Annotated in this window: 15 protein-coding genes and 1 pseudogene; 4 read left to right on the top strand and 12 right to left on the bottom strand. The window is 53.7% G+C overall.

Features of this window, described 5'->3' with window-relative positions; genetic code table 11:
• Positions 1-153 precede the first annotated feature (153 nt).
• The 7 genes and pseudogenes from ACHHV8_RS08780 to ACHHV8_RS08750 all read right to left on the bottom strand — a co-directional run bounded on the left by ACHHV8_RS08780 (position 154) and on the right by ACHHV8_RS08750 (position 7,571).
• Positions 154-2,388 carry a transglutaminase TgpA family protein gene (locus ACHHV8_RS08780; RefSeq protein ID WP_395157936.1) on the bottom strand — a complete coding sequence of 745 codons (2,235 nt, stop codon included), beginning with the start codon at positions 2,386-2,388 and terminating at the stop codon, positions 154-156.
• Positions 2,381-3,634, bottom strand: coding sequence for a DUF58 domain-containing protein (locus ACHHV8_RS08775; RefSeq protein ID WP_395157935.1), 1,254 nt, complete (start codon positions 3,632-3,634; stop codon positions 2,381-2,383). Before ACHHV8_RS08775 ends, ACHHV8_RS08780 begins: the two co-directional genes overlap by 8 nt.
• Positions 3,635-3,636: 2 nt before the next feature.
• Entirely contained in the window at positions 3,637-4,596 is a 960-nt protein-coding gene (locus ACHHV8_RS08770; RefSeq protein ID WP_395157934.1) for an AAA family ATPase, read from the bottom strand.
• A 223-nt stretch (positions 4,597-4,819) separates the two neighbouring features.
• Positions 4,820-5,185: a stage V sporulation protein AE gene (gene spoVAE / locus ACHHV8_RS08765; RefSeq protein ID WP_395163457.1), complete on the bottom strand. Its 366-nt coding sequence runs from the start codon at positions 5,183-5,185 to the stop codon at positions 4,820-4,822.
• An 18-nt stretch (positions 5,186-5,203) separates the two neighbouring features.
• The gene (gene spoVAD, locus ACHHV8_RS08760; protein WP_395157933.1) at positions 5,204-6,214 is read right to left on the bottom strand and encodes a stage V sporulation protein AD; all 1,011 of its coding nucleotides are present in this window, start codon (positions 6,212-6,214) and stop codon (positions 5,204-5,206) included.
• Between the two features lie 5 nt (positions 6,215-6,219).
• Positions 6,220-6,693, bottom strand: coding sequence for a stage V sporulation protein AC (spoVAC, locus tag ACHHV8_RS08755; RefSeq protein WP_395157932.1), 474 nt, complete (start codon positions 6,691-6,693; stop codon positions 6,220-6,222).
• 19 nt (positions 6,694-6,712) lie between these two features.
• Positions 6,713-7,571 (bottom strand): annotated as a pseudogene (locus tag ACHHV8_RS08750) (DUF421 domain-containing protein).
• 187 nt (positions 7,572-7,758) lie between these two features.
• On the opposite strand from ACHHV8_RS08750, the gene ACHHV8_RS08745 reads away from it, so the two are divergent.
• Positions 7,759-7,965, top strand: coding sequence for a DUF1657 domain-containing protein (locus ACHHV8_RS08745; RefSeq protein WP_395157931.1), 207 nt, complete (start codon positions 7,759-7,761; stop codon positions 7,963-7,965).
• A 404-nt stretch (positions 7,966-8,369) separates the two neighbouring features.
• On the opposite strand, the gene ACHHV8_RS08740 is transcribed toward ACHHV8_RS08745, so the two are convergent.
• The 4 genes from ACHHV8_RS08740 to ACHHV8_RS08725 are packed head-to-tail and all read right to left on the bottom strand — an operon-like array spanning position 8,370 to position 16,465.
• The gene (locus ACHHV8_RS08740) at positions 8,370-10,022 is read right to left on the bottom strand and encodes an RCC1 domain-containing protein (protein ID WP_395157930.1); all 1,653 of its coding nucleotides are present in this window, start codon (positions 10,020-10,022) and stop codon (positions 8,370-8,372) included.
• Positions 10,004-11,227, bottom strand: a complete 1,224-nt coding sequence (locus tag ACHHV8_RS08735) for an RCC1 domain-containing protein (RefSeq protein WP_395157929.1) — start codon at positions 11,225-11,227, stop codon at positions 10,004-10,006. The genes ACHHV8_RS08740 and ACHHV8_RS08735 overlap by 19 nt, the downstream gene beginning before the upstream one ends.
• Before the next feature lie 34 nt (positions 11,228-11,261).
• A complete protein-coding gene (locus tag ACHHV8_RS08730; RefSeq protein WP_395157928.1) occupies positions 11,262-14,405 on the bottom strand; it encodes an efflux RND transporter permease subunit in 3,144 nt (1,047 codons plus the stop codon).
• A complete protein-coding gene (locus tag ACHHV8_RS08725; protein WP_395157927.1) occupies positions 14,402-16,465 on the bottom strand; it encodes an efflux RND transporter periplasmic adaptor subunit in 2,064 nt (687 codons plus the stop codon). The genes ACHHV8_RS08730 and ACHHV8_RS08725 overlap by 4 nt, the downstream gene beginning before the upstream one ends.
• 676 nt (positions 16,466-17,141) lie before the next feature.
• On the opposite strand from ACHHV8_RS08725, the gene ACHHV8_RS08720 reads away from it, so the two are divergent.
• Positions 17,142-18,530 (top strand): IS110 family RNA-guided transposase, encoded by a 1,389-nt coding sequence (locus ACHHV8_RS08720; RefSeq protein WP_395157926.1) that lies wholly within the window; start codon positions 17,142-17,144, stop codon positions 18,528-18,530.
• A gap of 593 nt (positions 18,531-19,123) precedes the next feature.
• On the opposite strand, the gene ACHHV8_RS08715 is transcribed toward ACHHV8_RS08720, so the two are convergent.
• Positions 19,124-19,633 carry a L,D-transpeptidase gene (locus tag ACHHV8_RS08715; protein WP_395157925.1) on the bottom strand — a complete coding sequence of 170 codons (510 nt, stop codon included), beginning with the start codon at positions 19,631-19,633 and terminating at the stop codon, positions 19,124-19,126.
• A 202-nt stretch (positions 19,634-19,835) separates the two neighbouring features.
• Here ACHHV8_RS08715 and ACHHV8_RS08710 point away from each other — a divergent pair, with 202 nt between their 5' ends.
• The gene (locus tag ACHHV8_RS08710) at positions 19,836-22,070 is read left to right on the top strand and encodes an EAL domain-containing protein (protein WP_395157924.1); all 2,235 of its coding nucleotides are present in this window, start codon (positions 19,836-19,838) and stop codon (positions 22,068-22,070) included.
• Between the two features lie 22 nt (positions 22,071-22,092).
• Positions 22,093-23,739 carry a thiamine pyrophosphate-binding protein gene (locus tag ACHHV8_RS08705; RefSeq protein WP_395157923.1) on the top strand — a complete coding sequence of 549 codons (1,647 nt, stop codon included), beginning with the start codon at positions 22,093-22,095 and terminating at the stop codon, positions 23,737-23,739.
• The last annotated feature ends 22 nt before the right edge of the window (positions 23,740-23,761 follow it).

Genomic DNA, 23,761 nt, shown 5'->3' with positions numbered 1-23,761 from the left:
CACCCTTCCGACGTATTACTTTAAAGTATACAAGAAAAAAGGCACAGCGCCCTCAAAATATTGAGAGTCTGTACCTTTTCATTAATGGACTTTTTCAGTGGCCTCGCCTTTTCGGTTCGGCGTTTTTCACATTGATTTTACGGAGCACGCAAGCTAGAACTGGGAACGCAGCTTTTCAATAAGCTCGGAAGCCTGCTGCCAATCCTCTTCCGTTATTTCCGCCTTGCTGTACTTGGCCTTCTCGAAAATGGCCAGAATTTGATCCAGGTCCGCCTTCATCCACTTGCTCTGCTTCGTCCACCGGCGCATCGCTTCACGAAGCGTTTCATGCTCCTGACGTTCATAGCCGTTACGCCTGCAAATCCGCAGCAGCCGCTCGCATTCGACGATCACCTTCTGCTTCAGCAGGGAAGCGCGGCGGCGTTCCAGCCGTTCGTGGAGGACCTCAATGATCTGAAACTTCCATACCAGAAAGGCAGCCAGGGCAGCAAGCAGCAGTCCGATGCCGGTGAGTCTGACCCAATGCACATGATTGGACAAATCGGCCGGTTCCTCCACCGTTTCCATAGTCTCAGGTACGGCTGCAGGCTCCGTTTGGAGCTCCTCCGGAATGGAAACCTGCGGCAGTGCAAACCCTGCGGTCGGCTCGAACGGAACCCAGCCCCAGCCGCTGAAGTAGACTTCCACCCAGGAATGCGCGTCCGCATTGCGGACGGTATAGACTCCTGCCGCATCCGGATCGACCAAACCTGCCTCATCGCTCATAAAGCCGAACATTTCCTCCTGGGAGACCGCGCTCAAGCCCGACGCGTATCCTTTGACCCACCGGGTAGGCAGGCCGATCGAGCGGGACATGACAGCCATCGCGGAAGAGAAGTAGTCGCAGTAGCCTTCCTTGATTTCAAATAAAAAACGATCGACGAAATCGCGGCTGCGGCCTTTGCTTAAGTCCGGCTTATTCGAATAAGGAAAGGTTGTACGCAAATATTCCTCAATCTTTTTCGCCTTGTCGTATGGATTCACCGCGTCTTTGGTGACGTCGTTAGCCAGCTGTCTGACCCTTGCCGGCAGATTGTCCGGCAGCTGCAAGTACTCGGCGAATTCGGAACGGTTGACCGGTTCCGTCGCTTTGCGCAGTCCTTCCTCATCAATGACGGGCATTTGGGAAATGACGGTGTACGTTTTCGGGTATGGCTGCCGCTGCGCATTGTAGCGCAGCTCCCCTTGCATGGGCACCCACTGCAGCCCCTCAAAGCCCGTTTTGACGCCGTTCAAATCCGTCACCTTCTGCACGTTGAACGCCCCGAACAGGACGGGATACGGCTCTTCGTTAAGCAGCGTCACCGTCTGCTTCACTTCAACGGTTCTCATCTTGCTTCCCGCAGAGCGCGGGTCGTTCGCCAGCAGATTATCGGCACGCACGGCGGAGACGCCGGCCCGTTTATCGCTGTCGCTCAAATCCCACCCTTTGCCGCTGTATAAGGAGCGCGTTTCTCCGCGCCAATAGCTTCGGTGGGTCGTATCGACCGTCATCACAGGGGTGTAATCGAACTCGAAGCCGCTGCCGAGCGCGGCATCATTACGGCTGTACCCCGACGACGTATCCGCATTGGACACGACCGGAGCGACCTCAATTCCTTTGCCGGTCGTAAAATTAACCGGCTCGCCACGGTAGGTGCGCCACGCGGTATAAGGATCCGTCAATATTGGCCCTACTTCCGGCATCACCGTACCGATCGTAACCGTCAGGCAGATTAGTGCGATGACGGGAACGGCGATGGAAGTCGGATAATCGGCCAGATGACCCCAGGCCGCAGGGTCTTTTTTCCTGAGGCTCTGAAAGTGGCACAAGATGAGCAGGAACAATCCGCAGCCTACCGACATGGCTACCTGCGGCCAGAGATAGACGCTGGAGAACGAGTCGCGAATGCACATGGCGAGCACGCTCAAAATCATGAGGGCGTATACCCTCCATTTGACCTCAACCCACCAAATCACACTCAGATAAACGACCCATGCTCCCAAGCTGAACCATAAGTAAGGCGTCAGCTCATACAAGTTCAGAAATAATCTGGAGCTGAAAAAGCTGGCAAGCCGGATCGGTTGAATCACATCAAATGATTCCAGCACGAGGGTATTGATAATGATAAGGACGGCCAGTTGAAGCAGGCCGCGGAACAGCCAATGAAGGCGCGGGATATGTTCGAGGATGAAGGTTGCAAGCAGGGTCAGCTCGACAATCCGGACGGTCTCCGGGAGCCAGACCCCGTCTTCCTTTGCAATCCAGAACACGAATTGAAGAAGAAGCAGTCCTGCCAGCAGGACGGTAAGCCGGTGCGTCCAATTCGAGAAAAAGAACTGCCGCCACCACGTAACGGGTTCATTCATCCGCTTCTCCCCCCAGTACGACAGGAAGCTCCTGAAGAGAATGAACGGCATAGCCGGATATACCGAGCGAGCGCAGCTGCTTGAGCCAGCGTTCGTCGCTCTCGGAATCAGCTGTCAGCCAGATATGGCAGGGGTTCAACTGCAGCTGCTTCAGCCATCTGAATATTTGCAGCATGCCTTCCCCGTATTGGGGGGTGATCAGCGCCACAAAGCTGCCCGGCACAAGATTCTGCATCTTTTCTCGCAGCACCTGCTTCAATGCGTAGTTCCCGTCAGCCTCCACATGAATAAAATGCTGCTGAACCGCTTTATGCTGATTCTGCCCCGGTCTCGGCTCGTAGTACACATCATCCGAGCCGGTCGAAACCAAGCCCAGCGCAAGGCTTCGGCTCACCCCGTATTGGAACAGCGAGGCGGCTACGGATACCGCCAGCTCGAACTGTTCCAGATCGTCCTCGTAGGCTTTATTATAGCGGTCGAGCACCAGGTACGTTTTGGGCAGCGATTCACGCTCGAATTCCTTCGATTTCCACGTTCCGGTCTTCGCGGTTGCATTCCAGTGAATTCTCGAGAGCCGATCCCCGTAAATATACTCGCGGACGCCGTTGATCTGCGTCGTCTCCCTCACGGCCCGTGTGGTCGTGGAATGGTGGTTCGTCCCTTTCATCATTTGATGAAATTGCTGCCATTCCCTGATCGCCACCGTTTTCGGAAGCACCACAATACTGTGAGGCAGCGTCAGCGTTCCGCTGTGCTCGAAAAGTCCGAAAATATCCTCAGTCACGCAATCCGTACTGCCGAAGGCGTAGGAGCCTCTGCGCAGCGCAGGCGTCCTGTATTCCCATATCCCGCGGCGGCGCCAATCCGGCACGATCGTCGTTTCGAATTCGAGCTCGCTGCCGTTTTTATGATACAGCCGGTCTTTGACAAAAATATAAGGCATAGGCCAAAAGCCGGGAATTTGCAGCTGGATGCTGACGCCGAGCGAGCTGCCGGCTTCCAGCGTTCCGCCGTGTTCGATGTTGTTTAAAGATCTGGCTCCCTGCGTGCGCTTGATCCCGCTCCATTGGCCCAGGAGTAAATACACGCTCAGCAGGAGCATAATAACAAAAAGCATGAGCGCAAGCTTGCCGCCTTGAAACAGCAGATAACCGAGACTGCCGAGAAAGCTGGCCAGTACCGCCCAGAACGGCCGGCTCATGCGGGGACGTTCAACAAGTTTCTGAATGAACGGTTCCCTCATCATACTCATCTCTCCATCCGAACCGGCACCCTAACCTGCTGGAATACCGATTGAAGGACCGACTGTACCGTGGCTCCGTCCATACGCGCTTCCGCGTGAAGCAGGATCCGGTGTCCTAGCACGTAAGGCGCCAGAAACTTGATATCGTCGGGGATCACATAATCTCTCTCCTGGAGCAGCGCATACGCTTTGGCCGCCTGCACCAGAGACAGCGTGGCCCGCGGGCTGGCCCCCAGGAAAATCGACGGGTGCTCCCGGGTCTGCCTTGCTATGGAGACGAGATAGCCTGCTACCGCGTCATCCATATGCACCTGCTTTACCCGTTGCTGAATGCCGAGAATTTGCTCCGCATCAGCAACTGGCTCGAGGAGCTCGATCGGATGCACGACACTCTGCGACAAAATCATTTTCATTTCGGTATCCTCGTCCGGATAGCCCAGGCTGAACTTCATCATAAAGCGGTCCAGCTGCGCCTCCGGCAGCATATACGTCCCTTCAAAATCGATCGGGTTTTGCGTCGCCAGCAGCAAAAACGGCTGCGGCAGCGGATACGTCTGACCATCCACCGTAATATGCCGCTCTTCCATCGCCTCAAGCAGTGCGGACTGGGTTTTCGTGGTCGCCCGGTTAATTTCGTCCGCAAGCAGTATATTCGTCATAATGGGGCCTGCCCGAAAAATAAACACCTCATCCTTCGGATGGTATATCGAAACCCCGGTAATATCCGTAGGCAGTAAATCAGGATTACATTGGATACGGCGAAACTGGCCTTCGATCGACCGGGCCAAGGATTTAATCAGCACCGTTTTACCTGTTCCGGGAACATCCTCGAGCAGGACATGCCCTCCTGCAAGCATTGCTGTCAGGAGAAGCTTAATTTCGTCGAATTTACCGAGGATACAAGATTCCAAATTTGCCTGAATACGCTTTAGTATTTGAATGTCTTCTCTTAGTATAGCCTCCATGCTCCTGATCCTCCTTGGGGTTAGAATAGGCCTGCTGCAATGGTTAAAGTACGCCTCATTCTATTTTACAGGATTCAAAAAAGGCCGTATACGTGTAATCCTGCTAAAATTGTTTGTAAAATTACACATTATGGCTGATTTGTACCACTTTTCACAGCTTCCCGGCAGCGAAAAAGCCTTAAGGCAGCATACGCCTTAAGGCTGAGGGCATCGGGTCAGCGGATTATCCTCGCGGTCTTGCAACCAGGGCCGCAAGGAATGAAAAAATGACAGCCGCGGATACGCCCGCGCTCGTTATTTTGAAAATCCCCGTCAAAATCCCGATCGGCCCGTTCTTATCCAGTTCCTCCAGCGCCCCGTGCACCAAGGAATTGCCGAAGCTGGTAATAGGAACGGTCGCACCGGCTCCCGCGAATTCGATGAAGCGGTCGTACAAGCTTTTGTCCCCGATAAAAATGCCGTCAATGATCGCTCCCGCAACGACGAGCGTGCTCATCGTATGCGCCGGCGTCAGCTTCATCACATCCATCATAAGCTGCCCGACGACGCAGATAGCCCCTCCAATTACGAAAGCCCAAACAAACTGCATAAATATTTCCATCGATCTTCAACCTCCACTCTCGATTGCTACGGCATGAGCGATGCACGGAATGCTCTCCCCCTGCTGAAAAGACAAGGGTGACAGCAGCGCGCCGGTAGCCACGATAAGCACCCGTTTCAATTCCTTCTTGCGAAGCTTCTTCATAATGTGACCGTAGGTCACGACGGCCGAGCAGCCGCAGCCGCTGCCGCCGGCCATGACAGGCTGGTTCTCAACGTCATAAACCATTAAGCCGCAATCGTAATACTGGGTCTGATGCATCGGCACCTGATGCTTTTCGAGCATTTCACAGGCGATGTCATAGCCGACCTTCGCCAAATCCCCGGTTAAAATCAAATCATAGTAGCCCGGCTCCCGGTGAAAATCCCGGAAGTGGGCTTGAATGGTGTCGACCGCCGCAGGAGCCATTGCCGCTCCCATATTGAACGGGTCCTTGATCCCCATATCGACCACTCTTCCGATCGTTGCCCCGGTCACGACAGGCCCGTCTCCCGAGGTGCCCAGCACAGCAGTCCCCGCACCCGTCACGGTATATTGGGCCGTGGGCGGCTTCTGCGAGCCGTACTCTGTCGGGTAACGGAACTGCTTCTCCGTCGTGCAGTTATGACTGCACGTGCCTACCAGCACATGCTTGGCATACCCCGAGCTCATGATGAGCGAGCCCAGAGCAAGACCTTCCATGGATGTGGAACAGGCGCCGAAAATGCCGATATAAGGAATGGTCAGCGTTCTCGCGGCAAAGGTATTGCTAATAATTTGGTTCATCAAATCGCCACCGACGTAAAACTGGATCTGTTCCTTGGTCAGGCCGGCTTTGTCGATAGCCAGCTTGGCGGACTCCTCCAGTAGCTTGCGCTCGGCCTTCTCCCAGCTGTCCTGCTCCAGCAGCATATCGCCGTGCACCAGATCAAAATCATGTACCAAAGGGCCCTTCCCTTCGTCAGGGCCGACAACGGTTGCGGTCGACTGAATCACCGGGCGTTTGCTAAAGTTCCAGCTTTGATGCCCCTGCAGCATGCGGATTACCTCCCCGTTCCAAAGAGTAAATGGACTATACCGACGAAAAACGCCGCTACCGTACCGAATACAATGACCGAACCGGCCAATTTAAACATATTTCCGCCGACACCCAGCACATAGCCTTCGCTCTTATGCTCCAAAGCCGCAGAGCAGAGAGAGTTTGCGAAGCCGGTCACTGGAACGGCCGAGCCTGCCCCTGCCCATTGGGCGATTTTATCATAAACTCCAAAGCTGGTTAAAATGACCGAAAGCAGAATCAGGATCGCAACGGTCGGATTGCCTGCGGTCTTCTCCGAAAAGCCGAACATGCGGATAAACAGCTCCATAAGCGCTTGACCGATCGTGCAAATAATGCCTCCGGCCACAAAGGCTCTCAAGCAGTTCTTGACTACCGGTCGGGCCGGCTCCTTTTTCTTGGCTAAGGTGTGGTATTCCTGCTGCGTCCATGTCATTTTTTGCTTCGCTTTTGTGGCCATGAGCACCCTTCCTTTCGAATTATCGTTTCAACAGAGGCATCACTTGCTGCAAAATACCGCGCATCTGCTCGGCTCCTTGCTGATACATGGTCCAGGGCCTGCTCGTCCTGAGTCGACAGCCCGTACAGCATCAAATCAGCCTCGCATTTTTTCAGCGTGGCATATAATAAAGGCTTCTCCGTATTGGGAGGAACCTGAAGAATATCATCATACAAGTCCACATACAGCTGGCCGTAAGAATCTACCTGCCCGATGAAAACATTGTCCTTGATTACGCCTATCTTCTCCAGCTCGGTATCCAGCCATTCACGGTTGAAGCCCGCCGTCGACAGCGGCTCGTCCATATAATTTCCGTCGATGATGACAGCCTGCGTTTCCCTCTCCGGCGCTACCTTGATTCCCAAATGCTTGGGCGTCAGGGGCTGATTCTCTTTCTTGAGCAGAACGCTAAGCTCGCCGCTTGCTTCCAATACGGCAAACTCGACATCGGCCATGTTGAACACGCTCTTCGTACGCAGCTGCTCCAACAGCTCGTCTGCCGTGTATCTTTCTTTCTTCAAATTTTTTTCAAGAACCTTGCCTTTCTCGATCAGAATCGTTCCTTTTCCTTCGAACCACTGGCGCAGCGTCTTGCTCTTCAAAGTAACAAGCTCAACCAGCAGAGGAACACAGAACCAGACGAGCAGCGCCGTGACGCCGTGCATGTAATGGTTCTCCAGATCCGTCGAAATAAAACCCGCAAGCTCTCCCAAGGTAATTCCGGTTATATATTCAAAAAAGGTCAGCTGTGAAATTTGCTTCTTCCCCAGAATTCTCGTCAGAATAAACAGCATGACAATGGCGCCAAGCGATTTCAGCGCAATTTGAAGCCAATCCATTCCCGCATCTCCCTTCATGTTGTCCCTGATATTTGCCTTGCGATTAAATTATTTGCCAAATGCCAAGTCGTTATAAAATGTCCGCTTATTAAACTTTTCCCAATTAATTCCCAGCCGCTACCAGTTATGATTATGGAGATTATAGAGCACATTACTATCTGCAAACCACGTAAGGGAGGTGACACACATGACTGTAGCATCCAGCGTCAAAACAACCCTGGCCTCTTTGAAAAGCGCACAAGCCAGCCTGGAGACTTTCGCTTTGAGCACACAAAACCAGGAAGCAAAACAATTGTTTGAAAATGCGGCTAAACAAACGCAGCAAATCTGCGACCAAGTAAGCAGCCGCGTGCAGCAATTGGAAAATGAAGAGCCTCAATACAAAGGCTTCTAAATTGAAACAAGGCGAACCTTTCTCCGGGAAGGTTCGCTTTTACATAATGATTCTCAGCGAGCGGCAGCCAATAAAATACAAACAGCCTTGTGTTTGCCGTCTCCGGCCTCCACAAGGCTGTATTCATGAAAAACTTGTATTCTATAGCCAGACCCGCTCTTGCCATACCGCTCATCCAAGCAGCATGAGCAAGAGCATCAGCAAAATAAATAGTACCAATATCAGCAATGCCGAGCTGTCCTTAAGCATTTGTGCCCGCTCCCTCCCGCATAGTTAACCATGCTGTAGGTTATGCCATCCCGGGCGAATCGGCATATGCAAATGCCCAGTTATGCCCAAGGAATTTCGGGTTATCCGCGGAAGCGCCTGCTGGACATCTGCTTCTCGCAGGCTAGCGAGCGCATTTAAGGCTGTTGCGCATGCGTCAGCGCCAAGGTATCGACCGGCAGAGCCACGCCGGCGCGTACGGAGAGCATTCTTTCGATGATGGTAACTGCCTGGGCCCGGGTTGAGGATTCAGCCGGAGCAAGCTCGCCGTTACGCAGCCCCTGCAAAATCCCTTTCTTCACGGCCGTCAGCATGGCGAAGTCGTCCGTCATCGCCGTATTCGCTCCCTGCAGCTCTTGGGTCGTTACCTTCGCTGCGATACGCGCCAGCTCTGCGCGCGTAATCGGCTCGTCCCATGCACCCTGCGTCTCCTTCGGGCCGTAGTACCCGGCCTTGGTCAGCGCATCGGCGTAGGGCTGATACCAAGCGCTGCCGCTTGCAGCCTGAGCTGCCGTATCGGGCAGCTTGAGCGCCGAGGCGGTAAGCTTGGCGAACTCGGCACGGGTCAGCGTGCCGTCGGGCTTGAACGTGCCGTCCGGGTACCCGTCGGCATAGCCTTTTTCCACAGCGGAGGCTATCGCCGCCTCCGCCCAGTGACCGGCCGTGTCGCGGAACGCGCTGACGAAGCCGGTCACTGCCTCAGGGAAGGTACGGTTCTTGTACGTACCGTCCCCGAGCTGGCCGGACATGTTGGAGCCCCATGTCCAAACGGTACCGTCCGCCGAAATAGCGGCGGAATGATAGCTGCCTCCGGCGGCTTCTGCGGCGCCGAGAATGCCTTTGGCCTGAACGGCCTGGGACCGGTTCTCGGTGCCTCCGTCGCCAAGCTGGCCGAAGGTGCCTTGGCCCCAAGCCCAGACGGTGCCGTTTGTTTTAACGGCCAGCGAATGGTAGCTCCCTGCGGCAATCGAAGCAACGCCGGTAAGTCCGGCGACCGGAACCGGCTGCGACTTATTCGTCGTCGTGCCGTCACCCAGCTGGCCGAAACCGTTGTAACCCCAGGTCCAGACCGTACCGTCGGATTTCAGGGCAAGGGAGTGATTGCGGCCCGCCGCGATCGCCTGGACATCCTTGAGCCCCTCGATCGGAACAACAGCTCTGCGCAGCATCGTAGAACCGTCTCCGAGCTGGCCGTTGCTGTTATCCCCCCATGCCCACAGCGTTCCGTCCTCCGCCAGCGCAAGCGCATGATTATACCCTGCCGCGATTGCCTTAATCCGGAACAACCCGGAAATTTGAACCGGTGTGGTTCTCGGCGAAGCGGTGTTATCGGCCAATTGTCCGAAGGTATTGTCGCCGATCCCCCAGACGGTGCCGTCTTTCTTCAAAGCAAGAGTAAATGCATTACCTGCAGCGATGGCGGCCACATCCTTGAGCAGCGGCGCCGCAGCGGGGGCATTCCGGTTATCGCTGGTTCCATCGGCCAGCTGTCCGTTTAGATTAAGTCCCCAGCTCCAAACGGTGCCGTCCGGTTTAAGCACGAACGCATCGTGGCTTCCGGCCTCCACAGCCGTGACTTCGCCTGCACCCGGAGCGGTTTCCGCAGGCGTATTTTTGCCGCCAACGGTTCCGGTGCCAAGCTCGCCGTACGTGTTTTCTCCCCAGGTCCACAGCCGGTTCAGCTTTCTTACGACGGTAAAGCTGTCCCCAGCAGCGATTCTGTTCGAGCTCGGCTCATTGCTGAAGCTGCCTCCTTTGGGCGGCTGTACAATCATATTGAACCGGGGCACGAGACCGGCAAAATCCGGCTGACGGCGCTTCCGTCGCCCAACTGCCCCAGCGTGCTGTTCCCCCAGGACCAGAGCGTGCCGTCGCTCTTGACCGCCATACAATTAAAGCTGCCGGTTCCGATCACCGCCACATCCTTCAAGCCTTCCACCGGAACGTTATGATCGCTGTTCTCATAGTCGCCGGTACCCAGCTGGCCATAGTTATTCAGGCCCCAGCCGCTTACCTTGCCGTCCTTGTGAAGAACGATCATATGAGAGTTTCCTGCAACCATACTGACCACATCGTCCGCGCCCACGACCGTATTGACTGAATTACGATCCGTATTATTGCCGTTCCCGAGCTGGCCGGAAATATTGTATCCCCATGTCCACACCTGTCCGTCTTTTTTGAGAATCGCCGAAAAATTGGCTCCGGCTGCTAAAGCGACCGTATCATAAGTGAAGTTTACAATGGTTGGGCGATTGGTTTTGCTTTGCGTTTCCGCATTGCCTACCTGGCCGTACGTATTGTCGCCCCAGGCTAGAACTGTGTTATCGCTCAGCAGCGCCAGCATATGATTTCCGCCTGCCGCTATGGCGATCGCATTCGTCGGATAGGTCAGCTGCGAAGGAGATAGCTTGTTGTCATACGTGCTGTTGCCAAGCTGTCCCTTGGAATTGTCGCCCCACGTTACGATCGTGCCGTCCCGCTTCAGCGCAGCCGAGTAGTTATTTCCAGCTGCGATGGCAACAATATTGTTCAAGCCTTCAATCTCGAAGGGCTCCGGACGGTCCGTCTGTGTGCCGTCACCCAGCTGGCCGCTGTTGTTTTGTCCCCACGCCCACACCGTACCGTCCTTGCGCAGGGCAAGCGTATGGTTCAGTCCGGCCGCGATGGAAGTTATGTCGAACAACGCGCCCACCTGCGTCGGCGCATAGCGGAACGCATTCGGTCCTGTACCCAGCTTACCGTGCTGGCTGTCGCCCCACGTCCAGACGGAACCGTCGCTTTTCAAAGCGACGGTATGTCCCAAGCCTCCCGTAATTTGAACGATGCCCAGACCTGGAACGGAAGCGGCCGCCGGAGAGGAAGCCTCCTTCTCTTGTGACGGCTGCTCCTCCGCCCAGGCCGTTCCAAGCGTCATGAATACTTGAACCGCCAGCAGCAGGGCAAATAAGGGGCCCAGCCGGCGTTTACGTGTTGAGTTGCTTTTGCGTTGAAGCATTCTCTATCCCTCTCCTCCAATTGTTATGTCGATATTACCGGCTGGAATGGTTCGCAGGCAGAGCCGGAGGAGACGGACGCTTCCACTTGCTTTTCACTATTTCCACGAATCCATCCATCAGCATATACACGACAGGAACGAGCAGCAGTGTAACCATCGTTGATAAGGTCAAGCCGAAAGCAACGACAGTCGCCATGGAGGCCTGAGCCTCCGCGCCTTCGCCAAAACCGATGACGAGCGGCAGCATCGCCAGAACGGTTGTCGCCGTGGTCATTAGAATCGGGCGAAGACGAATGCGGCCCGCTTCGACCAGGGCATCGTAAAGGGTATACCCCCGTTTTCTCAGCTGATTCGTATAGTCGATCAGAACGATAGCATTATTCACCACAACCCCGACCAGCATAATCATCCCCATAACCGAGTTCATGTTAATGGTACGGTGCGTGAGGAATAGACCGAGAATCGCCCCGATAAAGGTCGGCGGCATCGAAAACATGATAATAAACGGACCGTACAGCGACTCGAACTGGCTCGCCATAACCATGTATACCAGGACGAGAGAAAGCCCCAGCATAATATACAGGCTCTTGAACGTACTGTTCGAATCCGCCTGGGACCCGAGCGTAATCGAGTAGCCGTCCGGCGGTTGAATTGTATCCAGCCTTTCCTGGACAACCTTGGCTACATCCCCGACAGGCGCTCCGTTAACGAAAGCCTGCACCGTAGTCAGACGCTGCTGATTGATATGCCGGATCTGAGCGGGGCTGGAGCTCGGTTCCACTTTGGCAATCGCATTGAGCGGAACCTGCGCGCCGGAGCTCGTCGTCAGAACGATTTGGTTCAGATTTTCCAGGTTGTTCGTAAACTCCGTTGGGTACTTAACCAAAATGGAAATTTGCGTATCTCCTGACTTCAGATTCGTTGCAGCGGCCCCTTGGTAGGCCGTACGTAGGGAAGTCATGACCTCGCGCACGGAGATACCGTAATAGGTAGCTGCATCGCGGTCGATCGTCATCGTAAAGTCAGGAATACTGCGTTCCTGCGTGTTTTGAACGTTGCGGAGCGTCGGAATCCCGCGCAGCTCCTCGGCGACCATATCGCCCAGCTTGCCCAGCACCGCCTGGTCGGGACCGTTCAGGTTAACCTGGATGTCCGCCCCGCCGCCTCCGCCGCCCAAGCCCGGCAGACGGACCGAAGACCGGCTGTTCACGGAAATTTGCGCTCCCGGGTTGCCCTGAGTCAAATTACGGATTTGCTCCACAACCTGTTCGGTTGTTTGCTTGCGTTCCCCGATCGGCTTCAGCGTGACCGATATGCTGGCGGAGTTGGTCGAAGCGCTCTGGAAGGCGCCGCCGCCGTTGCTGCCCACATTAGTAAATATCGTATCAATATCGGGCAGATCTTTAATTTGGCTTTCAATCTTGCTTGCAAGTGCGTTCGTAATTTCAAACTTCGTTCCCTGTGCCAAGCTGATGTTAATATTCAACTGGCCTTCATCCGTCTTGGGCATCAATTCCGAGCCGACGAACTTCGTTAAAAAAACGCTGCCGCCCAGCATAAGCACCGTGATGAACACGATCGTCCAACGATGTCCCAAAGACCATTTAAGCAGGAACGAGTAACCGTTGGTCAACCGGTTCATCCCTCTGCCGAACCAGACCGCCGGATTATAGGAGCGGCCTTCAGGCAGCGATTCGTCGTGATGCTTCTTCAAGATTTTGGCCGCCAGCATCGGTACGAGCGTAATCGCCGCGAACAAAGCCGCGATATGCGAGAAGCTGACCGTCAGCGCCATCGGCACGAAGAAGTTTTTAATCATGCCGTTGATGAACAGGGTCGGCGCAAATACCGCGATCTGGGCCAGGGCGGACGCCAGCACGGCGGTTCCGACCTCGGCCGTTCCCTGCTTGGCCGCCTCGACCGGCGACAAGCCTTCTTCTTTTTTACGGAAAATGCTCTCCAGTACGACGACCGCGAAGTCTACGAGCGAGCCCAGACCGAGCGCGAGACCTCCCAATGTAATGGTGTTGATCGTCTGATGGGAGAAATACATCATACTGAACGTACTGACAACCGAAATCGGAATAACGACCCCGATGATCAGCGTGGCGCGGATACTGTTTAAGAACAGCATCAGAATGATGATAGAGAAAACGGCTCCAAGCAGCGTATGCTCTATTACGGTATTGATGGAGTTGCTGATATACTTGGATGTATCATTGAGCACGGCAAGCTTGGCGCCTTCCGGCAGCTTGCTCTGAATTTCCGCAATCTCCTTGCGGATCCCGTCGGCTACCGCCACTGTATTGCCGTCGGACTGCTTGAGCACCGAAATGCCGACGCTCTGCTCTCCGTTGCGGCGGGAGTCGAACGTAATATCCTGATACGTATCGATCAGCTGGCCCAGCTCCCCGATGGCAATGGACTGGCCTCTGCCGAGCGTCACCCGTACTTTATCAATATCGGATACCGACTTGAATTCGCCTTCAATCGTCAGAGGAATCAGCTGGTCGCCCTTGTACACCAAGCCCGCATCCATAGACTGGTTGTCGTTGCTCAGCGCGGAGGTGACCTGGCTGAAGGTCAGGCCGTACTGGTTCAGCTTCGTCTGATCGAGCAGCAGCTGAATCTGTCTCACCCGGCCGCCCGATACCCCGACGGACGCAACTCCGTCCACCCGCTGGACGGCGGGGCTGACGATATTGTCGGCCAAATCGCGCAGCGTCGCCAGGTCAACGCTGTTCCCGTACAAGGACAAGCTCATAATCGGCTGGCTGTTCGGGTTCGCCTTCGACACGACCGGCGCATCCGCATCCGTCGGCAGCTGCCTTCGCACGCGGTCCAGCTTGTCCCGCATCGTGAGAGTCGCATCCTCGATATCGGTACCGAAGTTAAACTGCACCGTTACGATACTGGAGCCGGTTCGCGAAGTCGAATTGACCGACTGCACGTTGGCGATTGTCGCCACCGCGGCCTCCACCCGTTTGGTCACCTGCGTTTCCACCTGAGCCGGAGAAGCGCCCGCCCAGCTCGTTTGGACCGTCGCTGTCGGAATCTCCATGTTCGGGTATAAATCCACCGGCAGCAGCGGAGCCGCGATAGAGCCCAGGATCGTTAAGGCGATCATAATCATTAAGATGGTAACGGGGCGATTGACCGAGAAATTCGCTAAATTCACTGCGTGCCACCTGCTCTCCCGCTTTGACCGGCGCTTCCGCCGTTAGGATTGGCGCCGCCTTCCCCTTTCGGACGTTCTTCCGTGGCTTTCTCACCCTGCGGCTTCTCCGTCGCGGGCTTATCGCCTGCGGCCTTGTCTGCCTTCGGCTTCTCGCCCCCGCCTTGTCGCTGTCCGCCCTGCTGACCGCCTGCGCCCTGCTTCTGAGCGCCTTGGCCGCCCTTTTGACCGCCCTGCTGGTTCGGCTGAATGACCTGTACCGACGCTTTATCAGACAGAAGCTCCTGGCCTTTGACGACAATTTCGTCGCCTTCCTTCAAACCGCTTGTAATTTCAAACTGAGCGCTTGTCAATGTACCTACCTTGACGGTAACCTTCTTCGCCTTGCCTTCGGATACGACGAATACCGAGTTGCCGCTTGGCTGGCTCAGCACCGCATCGGCGGGCACCATAAGAGCTTTGCGGCCCTCGCTCTTCAGACTGGAGGTCGCAAACATACCCGGCAGAAGCTCGCCGTTCGGATCATTGACCTTGATGTCCACACCGTAGGCTTTGGTCACCGAGTCCATGGTAGGACGAATCGTATACACCGTGCCGTCGAACGTTTTATTCAAGGTAGGAACGGTAACCTTCATTTCCATGCCTAGCTTGATCTTGCCGATGTTCGCCTCGGAGACGTTGACCGTCGCCTGCGTCGGGTTCAGAGCCGCCACGGAGATAATGTTCGCGTTCGCTCCCGCATTCTGGCCTACCGGCGTATTGATTGCCGTTACGACTCCTTCAACGGGAGATAACAGCTCCCCATCCTGCAGCTGTTCGTTTAACAGCCTCAGATTGGTCTGCGCCTGCTGCAGCTGCGCATTGCCGACGGTTATCGCATCGGTCGATTTGGCGCTCTGCAGCGCCTGCTCCGATTGCGCCAGCTGAGCTTTGGACACATTCAACGCCAAATCCTGGGAGGCCTGCGCATTGGTATAGGACATTTGGTCCTTCTCCAGCGATTTCTGGTTCGCATCCAATATGACGGCGAGCGTATTTTGCGCGTTGGCGAGAGTGATCGTATCTTTATTTAATGTTTCTTGAGCTATCTGTACCGTCTGTGAATTTTGCGCGGCGATCAGATCCGCCTGTGCTTTCAACAGCGAGCTGTTGGCCGAAATCAGTGCGTTCGGCGTTGTCTGCTGCGCCTGATCCAGATCCAGCTGCGCCTGCTGCAGCTTTTGCAGCGCCGCATCGATATCCGTCTGTCTCTCGGTCGATTGCTTCACATTGTTATAATTGATAATGGCCTGCTCCAGCTTCAGCTGCAGCGACTCCAGCGAATTGTTGGAGCTGACCTGCGAGGTTTGTACGCTGTCTTGCTGGGCGTTCAGGGTATTTTGCGCATTGGTCAGATTGGTGTTGTAGGCAACCTGAGCATTGTTCAAGTTTTGCTGCGAAATGGCCACCTGCTGCTTGGCCGCGGCAATGGCGTTCTGCTGATCGTTGAGCGCCTTGTTATAATTCGCCTGGGAAATCTCTACCTGCTGCTTGGCGGCAGCAACCGCATTCTGCTGGTCAGTGACTGCTTTATTCAGGTTGGCCTGCTGAACGGAAAGGGTTTTCTCCGCTGTAGCGACGCTGTTGGCCTGATCGTTAATTGTTTTCTGAACCTGCGCTTCCGTCACGGCCACCGAGTTCTCAGTCTGCGCGATTTGCTGCTGCAAGGAGGTTGTATCGATTCTGGCGAGGGGTTGTCCTACCTGGACACGGTCGCCGGCTTTCACCATCAGCTCCGTCACTCTACCGGAAATTTTGGAAGAAATATTCGTTGTATAGATCGGCGTGATGGACCCGGTAAATACTTGTCCTCCGGTCACTTCCGACATCTTGACGACCTGGGTCTCCACCGGGAACTGCCGTGCTCCCGCTCCGCCTCTTTGCCCTCCGGGCTGCTGAGCGCCTTGGCTCGGCTTAAGCCCCGCTCCATTCCATACGGTCGCGCCGACAACCGCTACGATGGCAATAATCGCTACAGCCGCAACTACCCACTTTTTGGATACATTCTGAATCCACCTGATCATTTTGCCCATACCCCTCCACGAATTCTTATCCGCCCATCCATCACCGGGAAATGCTCCCATCGAGGAGACACCTTGAATGCTTCTTCAAAGTCAACGGTTCCGGATGCATGAAAAAAGCCGATGCTCCAGCATATCATCAACTTAGCGCACATTCATGATGAAACTATGATTGAAATGTAAAAAAACTGTGAAATATGTAAGTTGAACCAATAGGGGAAAAAGATTCTGTTTTCTTCCCTGGACAGACGAAAAACAGCCCCACAAAGTGGGGCTGAGCTTGTCTAGAAACCCAGAATTTGTGCGATACTCCGGTGGGGTATCCTCCTCCAGCCGCTGTTGAAACCCGTGAATTGGATTAAATTTAAAGGTATTTTCACGGATTTCAAAGGCGGACGTAAACTAAGCGTTTTTCGTAGAAAAACGAGCTTCGTAAGCTTGTATACCCCACCTGCGTCTGTGCTCCTTTTTCACTTAAAGGCGGGTTTCTCGACAGCCTGCGCCCCACAAAGTGGGGCGCAGGCTTCGAAGCGGACTCAGGTACTTTGCGGGGACCCCGAAAATTTATAAATTCTGGCGTGTAATATAATCAACACAAAAAGAGGAAATTCCCAGCGACTACCGAAGAAAGAAGCACCTGACAGGGAACTTCAATCTATACCTATCCCACCACAGGAGGTTGGAGTCACATGGGAAATCCTCACATATTCAAGGTATCAAGGGTACAAAGTTTAGTCAACAGCTACGAGGGGTTAATCTTGAACAAGTCCTTATCGTCGCCATTGATGCCGCTAAACTACACCAAAAAGCCCTCATATGCAATTTTTTCGGTGACGTGATTGAAAGACCCTTTTTCTTCTCTGTTAGTGAATCGGGTATGAAGCTCTTGTGTCAAAAAATTGATCTTGCTGTTACAACCATTCAGGCACAGCGTATCTTTCTTGGCGTTGAGGCTACTGGACATTATTACGAAGATGTGGTTCGTGAAATGACCAAGCGAGGGGATCTGGTACAAATCTTTAATCCGTACTCTACCTTTGAGGAGAGGGCTAGCGCGCTGAACTGGTGCAAGACCGATGATCTCGACCTGGTCGCCATTGCTCATGCGATTAAAAACAACAACGCCACGGAAACTCGTCTGCTGGAGGGCATCCAACGACACCTACGGGTACTTACAAGAGCCAGACGCTTCGAGATTCGCAAACGCTCCATATTGCGTGTAGAAATCCGGACTCTCATGGACATCATCTGGCGTGAATTCCAATGCTATGCCGACCACAGTCAAGGCAAGGCACGTAAAATTAAAGTCTTCAGCGACTTTTGGGGCAAGGCTTCGCTCTTCTTTATGGAGCATTATCCACACCCGTCCATGATCCTGAAATTAGGTGAGATGGGCCTTCGCGAGTTATCCATAAGGCATAATCTGAAGCTGCGCAACACAGCTATACACAAGCTTCTGTTCGTTGCTGAGCAATCTTTATCACGGAATACAGAAGAACTCCGTCCTGAGCTTATGCTGCTCAAAATGAAGCTGCACGACCTTCACGCTTTCGACGCCAAAATCGATAGGCTTGAGCAGGAAATTGAAGGCTTGCTGCTTCAAACCGATGGCAGACTTCTCCTGACCGTACCGGGTCTTGGTGTCTCGACATCCGCAGAGCTCTATGCTGAAATGGGAAACCTGTCGCATTTCACTCATGCAGGTCAATTGATTAAGAAAGCAGGCACGAATCCCATCATCAAGCAGACGGGCGGTAGCAAAGGCTCTTACCGTCATATCTCCAAGCAAGGAAACAACCATCTTCGTTATGTGGTGTTTCTTGCTGGTCGTAACCTTTGCCTTCATAACCAGGACTTAAAGACGTTCTATGAGCGGCTAAAAAGCCGCGGAAAGCATGAACGCGCCATCTTCCTTGCGATGGGAAATAAAATGCTCAAAATCGCGTTTGCCATGCTGCGGGATCAAGTTCCGTTTGCATCCCAAAGCACGAAATACCAGGTCACCACGGAGATAAATAAGAAATTAAAGTACAACTGTTTTATTACCGCTTCTCATCAAGCTGCTTAGATCGTAACGAAAAACAACAGAGCCGTTCTTTCTGGGATTGAGGAGAGATCGGATTAAATTCAGGAGGCCATACGGACCTCGGAGATTAGCCTTATCCACCTCGTCCTGTAAATGCGCATTGTACGTTAGCGTATATTCTGCACTCAGCCAGATTGCATCGCAGGATTGAAACACGAGGCTATTTCCTTCAAATTCGAGAAAAGTCGGTTCTGTCTATCGTTTTCCTGTCAGTTGCTAACTTTTTTTGGAAATCCAAAGACATAGGTGTGTTTAGGTTGCTCAAAATATCTAAAAAACTATTTGATATAGTACGCTGATATGCAAAAAAAGGACCCCTTTCGGAGTCCCTTTCCGCGGTGAATTGATGTTGGTACACTTGCCTCGATCCCTTCCAAAAGCTAGGTCAGAAACCTCGTCACATCTTGCAGTACGTGTACTACGCTAACGTGTCTTTGGCACATCCCTCCGCTTCTATCTGGAGTCTAACTCAATGTTCCCGGAATGTTTCGTTGAATCGTTCAACGGAACCACACCTCTCTCGTTTCACCGCTGATTCTAGTATGTCCGCTGCTTTCCATTTTATACGCCCGTGCTTATTTTTCTTTAATAATCACTTTCGTCCCCAGAGGAATATGGCGGTATAGCCATTCAATGTCCCGGTTGTGCATCCGGACGCAGCCCGACGAAGCATGGCTGCCGATCGAGTAAGGCCGGTTCGTCCCATGGATTCCGTACGTGTATCCGCCCGTTCCAGGAACGCTTAAGCCGAGCCAGCGGCTGCCGAGCGGATTTTTGGGAGAACCCCCGGGAATTTGCTTGCGGACATACCATGGCTTGACGATCTTGGTTACAATGTGAAACTCCCCTACCGGGGTTAGGTCCGTACGTCTTCCTGTAGCGACGGGAAAGCCGTACATCACTCTTCCGTTGACAATGACGGAAAGATAATTCGTTCGTTTATTAATTTCAATATAAACCCCTTCTTCGCGCAGCGCTTCAAGCGGGATGGACGAAGGGGCTGCCGCTGCAAGGATATGACCGGACAAGCTATATCCCATGCAAACTAAGCTGATAAAGACGGCCATGACCAGCTTCCATTTCAATTCATCTCACCCTTTGACCCGTTATGCACGGTTATTGTTCACCAACGGTAGGATTTTATGTGCCTCTGTACAAGGCGAAACGGCAAAAGAAAGCGAACAGAAAAGAACCTTGTCGATTTTATTTGAAGGGAAGAAGGAATTTTTCATTACAGAAACGAATTACACACTATAAGAAGAAGGAAGAGAGGAAACGAGGTCCCACATGACGCTAACCAAACCGCAATATATACAGGAATCGAAGCGGAAATCGGCGGAATACCAGCTGGATCCCGACACGATCCCCGGGTTTGACGAAATTTTGTCCCCATTGGAGCTGAAGCGCAAGTTTGCTGAATACGAAAGCGTGCTGAATGTCGTTCGTTTTTTTGTCAAAAAATTGCTGGATTCTCTCAAGGGAAACCCCATTCTCATCGTGATTTCGGATGAAAACGGCGTCGTGCTCGAGATGGACGGCGACGAAACGATAAAGCAAACCATTTCCCAGCTGGGCATCCGCAACGGAGTGCGCTTCACCGAAGAGTCGTGCGGCACGAACGTCATTAATCTCGCGCTTTCGGAGCGCATTCCGATAGAGCTGATCGGGCAAGACCACTATCACCGCTACCTCTTTGACAGCGCATGCTATTCCGTCCCTTTTCACTATACTGACATGAACGATCTGCTGGGCACAATTTCCATCATGACCTCCATCGAGATGGCAGATCCTTCCTATCTGACGCTGCTTTCGATGGCGGTAGATTCAATCGAGCGGGAGCTGCTGCTTATCAAGCAGAATCAAAAGCTCAACGTGCTCAATCAGATTATGATCAACTCGACCCGTAGCGGAATCATAATGACGGACAAGGCCGGGGATATCATAGAGTTCAACGATATTGCCGAGCAGCTGACCGGATTAAAGAAGGAGCTTGTCTTTGAGCAGGCGGTGCGCCAGTTCAAGCCGATGGGCCAGTATATTTGCGACGTAATTGAAAAAGGCAGCAAATATGAAAATATTCAGCTCATTTTTGAAAGACCCAACGCCTCGTCCAAGGTTGTCTGCTTGTTCGATGCACTTCCTATTTATGATGAGCATTATCAAATTATCGGCGCATTCGGACAGTTTCGGGACGTCACGCCGCTGTATAACGCCGAGGAAAAATACAACCATCTGGCGTACCATGACGACTTGACGGACTTGCCGAACCGGCGGCTTTTTTACAAGCAGCTTAACGAAATGCTCGAGTCGGCCAAGCAGAACAATCATTCGTTCGCCATCCTTTATATCGACCTCGACCGGTTTAAAATGGTCAACGACATGCTCGGCCACCAGAACGGCGACAACCTGTTGTATGAAGTATCCAAGCGGCTCAAAAGCTGCCTCAAGTCTGGAAGCACACTGGCCCGAATGGGTGGAGACGAATTTACAATTATCCTCCCCAACGCCTCGGATCCCGAAGCTGCAGTCAGCATCGCCGATGCGATTATTCAGAAGCTGAAGCGCAATTTCCGTATCCAGGGCCACGATTTTCATATCTCGGCCAGCATCGGTATCTCCTTCTTCCCCGCGGACGGGTTAGATGCAGAAACGCTGATGATTCATGCGGATACGGCTCTCTATAAAGCCAAGGAAACAGGGAAAAACAACTACGTGCTGTACGCTCCGTCGATGAATCAGTCTTCCCATGAGAAGCTGGCCTTGGAAAATGCGCTTCGCAAGGCGGTGGAGCGGCAGGAATGGGTGCTTCATTATCAGCCGCAAATTGACCTGCATACAGGACAAATCGTTGGTGTCGAGGCGTTGATCCGCTGGCAGCCGACGAGAAACCGGCTTGTATTTCCCGGGGAATTTATTCCTTTGGCGGAGGAGACGGGACTTATCGTTCCGATCGGCGAGTGGGCCTTGAAGCAGGCGTGCCGGCAGAACAAGCTTTGGCAGGATGCGGGCTATCCGAAGATCCGTATCGCCGTCAATCTGTCCACGGCCCAATTCCAAAAGCAGAGCCTCAACCTTACGGTGGCGGAGGTGCTGCAAGAAACCGGCCTCGATCCGGACTGCCTGGAGCTGGAAATTACCGAAACCATGACCATGGATGTCGAGAGAGCCAGCGTCATTCTGGATGATCTCAGCCGGCTGGGCGTTCAGATCAGTATCGACGACTTCGGTACCGGCTACAGTTCATTGAATTATTTGAAAAAGTTTTCGATTCACCGGTTAAAAATCGACCGCTCTTTCGTCCGGGATATCACCACTGACGAAAGCGATGCGCGGATCGTAGGCGTCATTATTTCCATGGCGCATCATTTAGGCTTGAAGGTTATTGCAGAAGGGGCAGAAACACCGGAACAGGTTGCTTTCCTGAAGGAACAGCATTGCGACGAAATCCAAGGCTACTATTATAGTCCGCCGCTTTCGGCAGACGAGCTGGAACAAAAATTTTTGAAACACAGCATATCATAGAAGTTGGAGATGAATGGAAGCTATGAAAAGAGTATCTCAGGTGCTTGCCGCCAATATAAAAAAATGGGGCGTCCAGCATGTGTTCGGCATCCCTGGAAAATCAATCTCTCCGCTGATGCTCGATCTGGACAGCGAAGAGGTTGAATTTGTCTTGACCCGTCATGAATCCGGAGCCGGCTTCGCTGCCGGCGGTTACGCGCTGGCGAACCGTACGATGGGCGTAGCTATCGGTACCTCGGGTCCGGGAGGCACGAACCTGCTGACAGCGGCAGGACAAGCCAAGGCATATCACGTCCCGACTCTTATTATTACAGGACAGCCTTCGGCACTGGATTCAGGAAAAGCAATGGGGCAAGACTCCAGCTTATTTGGCACGGACCTCGTGAAAATGTTCGAGCCTGTAACACTGTTCAGCGCTCGGGTCGACCGGGCCGATTTGCTGCCGCTTTACTTAAAGCATGCCGTAGAGCGGGCGGTAACCGGCATTCGCGGCCCTGTGCATCTGTGCATCCCTTTCGACATCCTCACGGCTCAGATCGAACCGTTCGAGCTCGATCTGCCGAAGCATATCCCCCAGGCCGTATCTCCGAATGCGGCCGAGGCCATTCCATTGCTGAACGAGGCCAAACGGCCGGTTCTGTTCCTGGGCAAAGGCGTGCTTTCTTCCCAGGCTTACAAGGAAGTGCGCGTGCTTGCGGAGCATTGGAACATTCCCGTCATTACGACTCCGGGCGGCAAAGGCGCTTTCCCTACCCGCCATCCGCTTTGCCTCGGTAATTTCGGGCTCGGGGGCACGAAGCAAGCGGAAGCTTACCTGAAATCAGGCGTAGACCTGATGATTGTCGTCGGAAGCAAGCTGAGCGATATGACCTTGTCGGGCTTTACGCCGGACATGATGCCGGAGAAGGTCATTCATTTCGACTATGAGCTAACCTTTATCGGCAAAGCGATTCCGGTGCCGACATGCGCCATTCTGGGCGACGCCAAAGCCAATTTGCGGCAGCTGATCGAGCTGGCGGGCGCCCAAGGCCGGCACTATGAAGCCGCGGCGAGCCTGGAGCTTGTGACGGAACCGGCGAATCCGTCAGCCGGCAGCGGCGTGTTGTCCGCCGTTGAGGCGGTAAAAGCTTTGCGGGCCTCGCTGCCTGCAGACGCCATCCTGTTCGGCGATGACGGCAGCCACACCTTTTATGCGATCCGGCATTACGATATTTATGAGCCGGGGACGTTTATTTTCGACGATGTATTCGGCGCTATGGGCCATGCTATCGGCTATGCCATCGGCGCGCAGGCCGCCCGTCCCGACCTCAAAATGGTCTGCTTAACCGGAGACGGCTGCGCCATGATGCATGGCACCGAAATTGCTACGGCGGTAAATCACCGGATTCCGACGCTGTTCGTTATTCTGAATAACGGGCGCCTGGATATGGTCGATAAAGGCATGTCCTACAACACGGGCCGTAGCATCGGCGCGATCTATGAGAAGCCGCTCGACGCCACCCAATTCGCCCGCTCTCTGGGAGCGGACGGCATCTGCTGCCGTACAACGGATGACATCCGCGAGGCGGTATCCGCGGCATTGAAGTCCTCTATGCCTACCGTCATCGAGATCATCGTCGATCCGCTGGAGATTCCGCCGATTTTATCGAGACTGCTGAGCCTGGACTAAATTATATAATGAAAGGATTAAA

Source organism: Paenibacillus sp. TAB_01 (assembly GCF_043945595.1).
Taxonomy (GTDB): domain Bacteria; phylum Bacillota; class Bacilli; order Paenibacillales; family NBRC-103111; genus Paenibacillus_S.
Note: the sequence above shows the minus strand (reverse complement) of the source record. Positions and strands in the feature narration are given on the sequence as shown.